This window comes from Mesorhizobium sp. M7A.F.Ca.US.005.03.2.1 (genome assembly GCF_003997795.1).
Classification (GTDB): Bacteria; Pseudomonadota; Alphaproteobacteria; order Rhizobiales; family Rhizobiaceae; genus Mesorhizobium; species Mesorhizobium ciceri.
In genome coordinates this window covers 1-6,430 of sequence record NZ_RZRP01000329.1, presented here as the reverse complement: position 1 = coordinate 6,430, position 6,430 = coordinate 1, and the positions used below count along the sequence as shown (strand labels likewise).

Sequence of the window (6,430 nt, the reverse complement as noted above, 5' to 3'; positions counted from 1 at the left end):
AGCCAGGATCATTCGGAACGCTCAACATCGGTGCGGCAAGTGGGGAAGTGGCGAAGGCCGCCGGCACGGTTGATGCGGCATCGATAGCTTTTGGCGCTGGCACAGGCACGGTTGTGTTCAATCATCTGGGAAATCCCGATGGGTCCGATCTGATTTTCAGCCCTTCCCTGACCGGCTTGGGGACCATCCTCCATGAAAGCGGCACGACCGTTTTGGCCGCGGACAGTTCCAGCTTCACCGGTGCCACCACTGTTGCAGGCGGCACGCTTCTTGTCGGGAACCATGCCAGTGCCGGCTTCCTCGGTGGCACGATCAATGTCGAGGACGGCGCCACGCTCGGTGGCTCGGGCACGGTGGGCACGACGACGGTTGCCGATGGCGGGCATATCGCGCCAGGCAATTCGGTTGGTACGCTGACGGTTGCCGGAAATCTGGGCCTCTCTTCAGGGTCGGTTCTCGATTACGAATTCGGCAATCCAGGCGGTTCAACCGGCTCTCCGGGGATAAGCGACCGCATCGGGGTGAGTGGCAATCTGACGCTCGACGGTACGCTCAATCTTGCGCAGAGCGGCGACGTGGCCGATGGCACGGCGGGCCTCGGCTATTACCGGCTGATGACCTATGGCGGCAGCCTCACCGACAACGGCCTGGAGATCGGCACGAAGCCGCCGCTTTCCGATCCGGCCGCCTATGAGATCCAGGCGGGCGGCGGCAATGTCGACCTCTTCATCGGAGCGGCCGGCGACGACACGCTGCAGCACTGGCAAGGCGGCGACGGGACCTGGAACACCACGAACGAAAAATGGCTGAACCAGGGCGGCGATACTCTCGTCTCCTGGGCAGGAAACCATGCGGTGTTCAAGAACGAACCGGGCGGCTTCGACGGCGGCACGATCGCCGTCGAAGGAGCGCAAAGCTTCAAGGGGCTGCAATTCGTCGACAGCGGCTACCGCCTGGAAGGTTCCGGCACGCTCGCGATAGATGGTTCCGACAGCGCCGATGGCAATGCCGAGATCCGCGTGCTGGCCGGCACGGCAGCCACCATCGCGACGACGATTACCGGCGCGGGCGGGGTCAGCAAGACGCAAGGCGGCACGCTCGTCCTGGAAGGCAGCAACAGCTATCAGGGCGGCACGCGGCTTCTGGGCGGGACTATTTCCGTTTCGTCCGATGCCAATCTCGGCGCCGCAAGCGGTGCCCTGACATTCAATGGCGGCACGCTGCGGAACACGGCGGCGTTCGCGACGGCGCGCAACGTCACCCTGGATGCCGGCGGTGGGACGTTCCAGACCGATGCCGACCTGACGGCGAACGGCGTCATCTCCGGGACCGGCGCGCTCACCAAGACCGGGGCCGGCGGGCTGGTGCTTTCGAGCGCCAACAGCTACGCCGGTGGGACGACGGTTTCGGCAGGATTCATCACCGCGGCGACGACAGGCGCGCTGGGCAGCGGACCGGTGAATGTCAAGGCCGGTGACCTCCGCTTCATCAATGATGCAAGCGCCGAGAGCCTCGACATCGTCATGGAAACAAACGCAACGATGCGCTTCGATGGCAGTGCGTCGGCGGGAACGGCGACGATCGTCACTACCCAAAGCCGCATCAACTTCAACGACGAAACATCGGCCGGTGCGGCTTCGATCACCGGCAATGGTAGCAGGACGTCCTTCAACGGCAATTCGAGCGCCGCCAATGCCACGATTGGCGTTACAATCCAAGGAACGCTCGACTTCTACGACACCGCGTCTGCCGGCAGCGCCGCCATCACCAACAAGGGCGGCTTCGTTGGCTTCCATGGCGCTAACACGGCGGATGGGGCCGCGATCATAAACGATACGGGGGGAAAGGTCGACATCTCCGAAATGACGTCGGACGGTATCGCGATTGGCTCGCTTTCGGGCGATGGTCTCGTCTTTCTCGGCTCGAAGTCGCTGACGCTTGGCGGATTGGATAAGAACGACACCATCGGCGGCGTCATCCAGGATGGCAGCACTGGCATCGGAGGGAGCCTCGTCAAGACCGGCGCCGGCACGCTGACGCTGAACGGCGTCAGCACCTATACCGGTCTGACCACCATCGGCGGCGGCAAGCTCGTTGTCGGCGACGGCAGCCATTCCGGGGCAAGCATTGCTGGCGCCATTGCGGTTGCAGCCGGCGGCACGCTCGGCGGTTTGGGAACGGTGGGTACGACCACGATCGCTTCTGGCGGCACGATTACGCCGGGCAATTCGATCGGCACGCTGAATGTGTCAGGCGATTACACGCAGGAGATAGGCTCGACCTACGAAGTCGAGATCAATCCGGCCGGCAATTCCGACCTGATCGACGTGACGGGCAAAGCCACCATCCAGGGTGGCACCGTCTTCGCGCTCAAGGCGCCGGGCGGCTACAGTGCCGGAACCCGCTACACGATCCTGAGCGCGGATCAAGGCGTGACCGGCACCTATGATGCGTTCGACCAGAACGCCCCGTTTGTCGACCTGGCACTCGCCTATGACGCCAGTAATATCTATCTCGACGTTGCCCGCAATGACGTGTCGTTCTGCGACGTGGCCGGCACCCGCAACCAGTGTGCCACCGCCAATGGCGCCGAAAGCGCCGGGCCGGGCAACCCGATCTACGATGCAATCGCCGGCCTTCCGGACGATGAAACCGCACGCGAAGCCTTCGATGCGTTATCTGGCGAGATCCATGCGTCCGCCAAATCGGCGCTGATCGAGGACAGCCATTTTGTCCGCGATGCCATCAATGACCGCCTGCGTGCGGCCTTCGAGGGGGTAGGGATCCCGGCAACGCCGGTGCTGGCCTATGGCGAAGGCGGTCCGATGCTGGCGCCTGCCACCACCGATCGCTTTGCCGCCTGGGGCACGGCTTTCGGGTCATGGGGCACCTTCGACGGCGACGGCAATGCCGCAGGCCTCGATACCTCCACCGGCGGCTTTCTTACCGGCGTCGACGGCCTTGTCGCGGAGGATGTGCGGCTTGGCATCATGACTGGCTACAGCCACACGAGCTTCGATGCCGACGGCCGATCCTCGTCAGGCTCGAGCGACAATTATCATCTCGGCCTTTATGGTGACACGCAGCGGGGCGCTCTCGCCTTCCGCTCCGGGCTTGCCTATACGTGGCATGACATGAAGACATCGCGCTCGGTGGCCATGCCCGGCTTTGCCGACAGCCTGAGCGGCGACTACAACGCTGGCACCTTCCAGGCGTTCGGGGAACTCGGCTATCGCATCGATACGCCAGTCGCGGCCTTCGAGCCTTTTGCCAACCTCGCTTATGTCAACCTGCATACGGACGGCTTCACGGAAAAGGGCGGTGCGGCGGCATTGACCAGTGCAAGCCAGACCACCGACGCCACCTTCACCACGCTTGGTCTCAGAGCCTCCGCCGGCTTCACGCTCGGCGCCATCAATGCCACGGCGCGCGGCATGCTGGGCTGGCGCCATGCCTATGGCGACGTCATACCGACCAGCACACATGCCTTCTCTGCCGGTGATGCCTTCACGATCGCTGGCGTGCCGATCGCCAAGGACAGTGCCGCCATCGAAGCGGGGTTCGATCTCAACCTGACCGATGCCGCAACCCTCAGCGTCGCCTACCAGGGTCAGTTCGGCTCCGGCGTCCAGCAGAACGGCTTCAATGCAAAACTCAACGTGGAATTCTAATCAAGCGGGAAGGATCGTTCCGGAATGACTGCCCCTGACGGAAAAGGGGCCATTCAATCCGCTTATCGCATCGCCCAGGCGGTCGTACGCCAGGAAGCGAACCTCGCGAGCGCCTGGCAGGAAGCCAGCCTTATCGCCGCCGGTTGAGCGAGCCTACAAGGACGTGCGCAACTGTGATGAACGCGAACGCTGCGACCGCAGGTGCCGGACTTGATCGCGCAGAAGCGGACGCAGGAGCAGCTGGGAGGATTGTGTGGCGCGAAGCGGACCCTCCCAAGGTTCGGCTTTCCCCTAAACGCTTTACAGCCCGGTTTGGTAGCGCTACCGTTTCGGCCTAGCGTGAGCCTGGGAGGAGCCAGGGCTGTAGCTGGCGGAAGCGTTGTTCCTTCGACGACGTCGCGGGAATTTGTTGGGAGGATCGATGGCGTCTGTCGCAATTGGCGAAGTCTACAAATCATTCGGCGCTGTCGAGATCCTGCACGGGGTCAGCGTGAACATCGAGGACGGCGAGTTCGTCACTCTGGTCGGACCATCGGGCTGCGGAAAATCAACCCTTCTCAGAATGATCGCCGGCCTGGAAAAGATTTCACGCGGCCAGATCGCGATTGGCGAACGGGTCGTCAACAACGTTGCGCCCAAGGAGCGCGACGTCGCCATGGTCTTCCAGAACTATGCGCTCTACCCACACATGACCGTTGCCGAGAACATGGCGTTCTCGCTGATGCTCAAAGGAGTTTCCAAGCCGGAGAGCGATGCAGGCGTGCGCCGCGCGGCCGAAATCCTTGGGCTGGTGCCGTTGCTGGCGCGCTATCCTCGGCAGCTTTCCGGCGGCCAGCGCCAGCGCGTCGCAATGGGCCGCGCGATCGTGCGTGATCCGGCGGTCTTTCTCTTCGACGAACCGCTGTCCAATCTCGACGCCAAACTCAGGGTGCAGATGCGCGCCGAGATCAAGGAACTGCACCAGCGCCTCAAGACCACGACAGTCTACGTCACGCACGACCAGATCGAGGCCATGACCATGGCTGACAAGATCGTGGTCATGCATGACGGCATCGTCGAGCAGATAGGGCCGCCGCTGGAACTCTATGACCGGCCGAACAATCTTTTTGTCGCCAGCTTCATCGGCTCGCCGGCCATGAATTTGCTGAGGGGCGAGATCGCTATTGACGGCTCACCCTCGTTCCGCGGCGCCGGGGGGATTTCAGTCCCGTTGGCCTCGGCACTTTCCATCCCCAATGGCGAGCCTGTGGTGCTGGGAATAAGGCCCGAGCATTTGCGGCTGTCCGACGACCAGGGCATTCCGGTCACCGTCGCGGTGGTTGAACCAACCGGGTCCGAAGTGCAGCTCATCGGCCGGACAGCCGGCGGCGAAGAGATCGTCGCGAATTTCCGGGAACGACATTCCTTCACGCCGGGCGAAACCATCCGGCTTACGGCCGAGCCCGGCCTCATCCATCTCTTTCACGGAGAAACCGGACAGAGGTTCCAAACACGTACCGATCAGTAGGACCACAGGCAAGGACAACAAGCAGGAGGAAACGAGCATGAAGTTCACCAGACGTGACGTGATCCGCACCACCGCCGGCGCGGCGGCAGGTGCCTTGGGAAGTCGGTTCATCAGCTCTCCGGCCCTTGCCCAGGACGGACCGAAATACAAACCCGAGGATGGCGCCAAGCTTAGGCTGCTGCGCTGGTCGCCCTTCGTCCAGGGCGACGAGGACCAATGGCTGGCCAACACCAAGCGCTTCACCGAAGCGACAGGTGTCGCGGTCCGCGTCGACAAGGAAAGTTGGGAGGACATTCGCCCCAAGGCGGCAGTCGCGGCAAATGTCGGCTCCGGCCCCGACCTGATGTTCGTCTGGTTCGATGACCCGCACCAATATCCCGACAAGCTGCACGACGTGAGCGAACTGGGCGAGTATCTCGGCTCGAAATACGGCGGCTGGCATGATGGACCAAAGCAATATGCGACCCGGGAAGGCAAATTCATCGGCCTGCCACTGGCCACGATCGGAAACGCCATCGTCTATCGGGAAAGCTGGGTGAAAGAGGCCGGCTTTTCGGAGTTTCCCAAGGACACGAAAGGCTTCCTGGAACTTTGCAAGGCCTTGCAGGCGAAGGGACATCCGGCCGGCTTCACGCATGGCCATGGCGTCGGCGACGGCAACAACTATGCTCATTGGCTGCTGTGGAGCCATGGCGGCCAGATGGTCGACGAGAGCGGCAAGGTAACGATCAACAGCCCCGAGACCCTCAAGGCCATCGAATACGCGCAGGAACTCTACAAGACCTTCATTCCAGGCACGGAAAGCTGGCTCGACGTCAACAACAACCGCGCCTTCCTGGCCGGCGAACTGGCTGTCATCGCCAACGGCATCTCGGCCTACAACACCGCCAAAATCAATAAGGACAATGATCCGAAGCTGGCTGAAATCGCCAAGGACATACGCACCACCAACCTGCCCATCGGCCCTGTCGGCAAATCCGTCGAATTGTTCCAGGTGACCACGGCTGTCATCTTCAATTACACGCCCTACCCCAACGCGGCCAAGGCGTATTTGCAGTTCATGTTCGAGGAACCGCAAATGAAGGACTGGATCACCTCCTCGGCCGGATATTGCTGCCAGACCCTGAAGGCATTCGACAACAACCCGGTATGGACTGCCGATCCCAACAACGCCGCTTACGCCAAGGCTTCGGCTACTCTGCGGCCTAACGGCTATGCCGGGCCGCTCGGCTATGCTTCGGCGGCCCGGCAT

General features: G+C 62.5%; 4 protein-coding genes. All 4 read left to right on the top strand.

Translation table 11 applies throughout. From position 1 onward, the window contains the following. Positions 1-3,671 (top strand): autotransporter domain-containing protein (locus EN991_RS18860; RefSeq protein ID WP_127369294.1); only part of this gene is annotated, 3,671 nt, incomplete at its 5' end. A gap of 24 nt (positions 3,672-3,695) precedes the next feature. Further along, positions 3,696-3,818, top strand: a complete 123-nt coding sequence (locus EN991_RS41680; RefSeq protein WP_281040652.1) for a hypothetical protein — start codon at positions 3,696-3,698, stop codon at positions 3,816-3,818. 274 nt (positions 3,819-4,092) lie between these two features. After that, positions 4,093-5,178, top strand: a complete 1,086-nt coding sequence (ugpC, locus tag EN991_RS18855; protein ID WP_127369293.1) for a sn-glycerol-3-phosphate ABC transporter ATP-binding protein UgpC — start codon at positions 4,093-4,095, stop codon at positions 5,176-5,178. A gap of 37 nt (positions 5,179-5,215) precedes the next feature. Beyond that, on the top strand, positions 5,216-6,430 hold a 1,215-nt coding region (locus EN991_RS18850; RefSeq protein ID WP_164769195.1), incomplete at its 3' end, for an ABC transporter substrate-binding protein.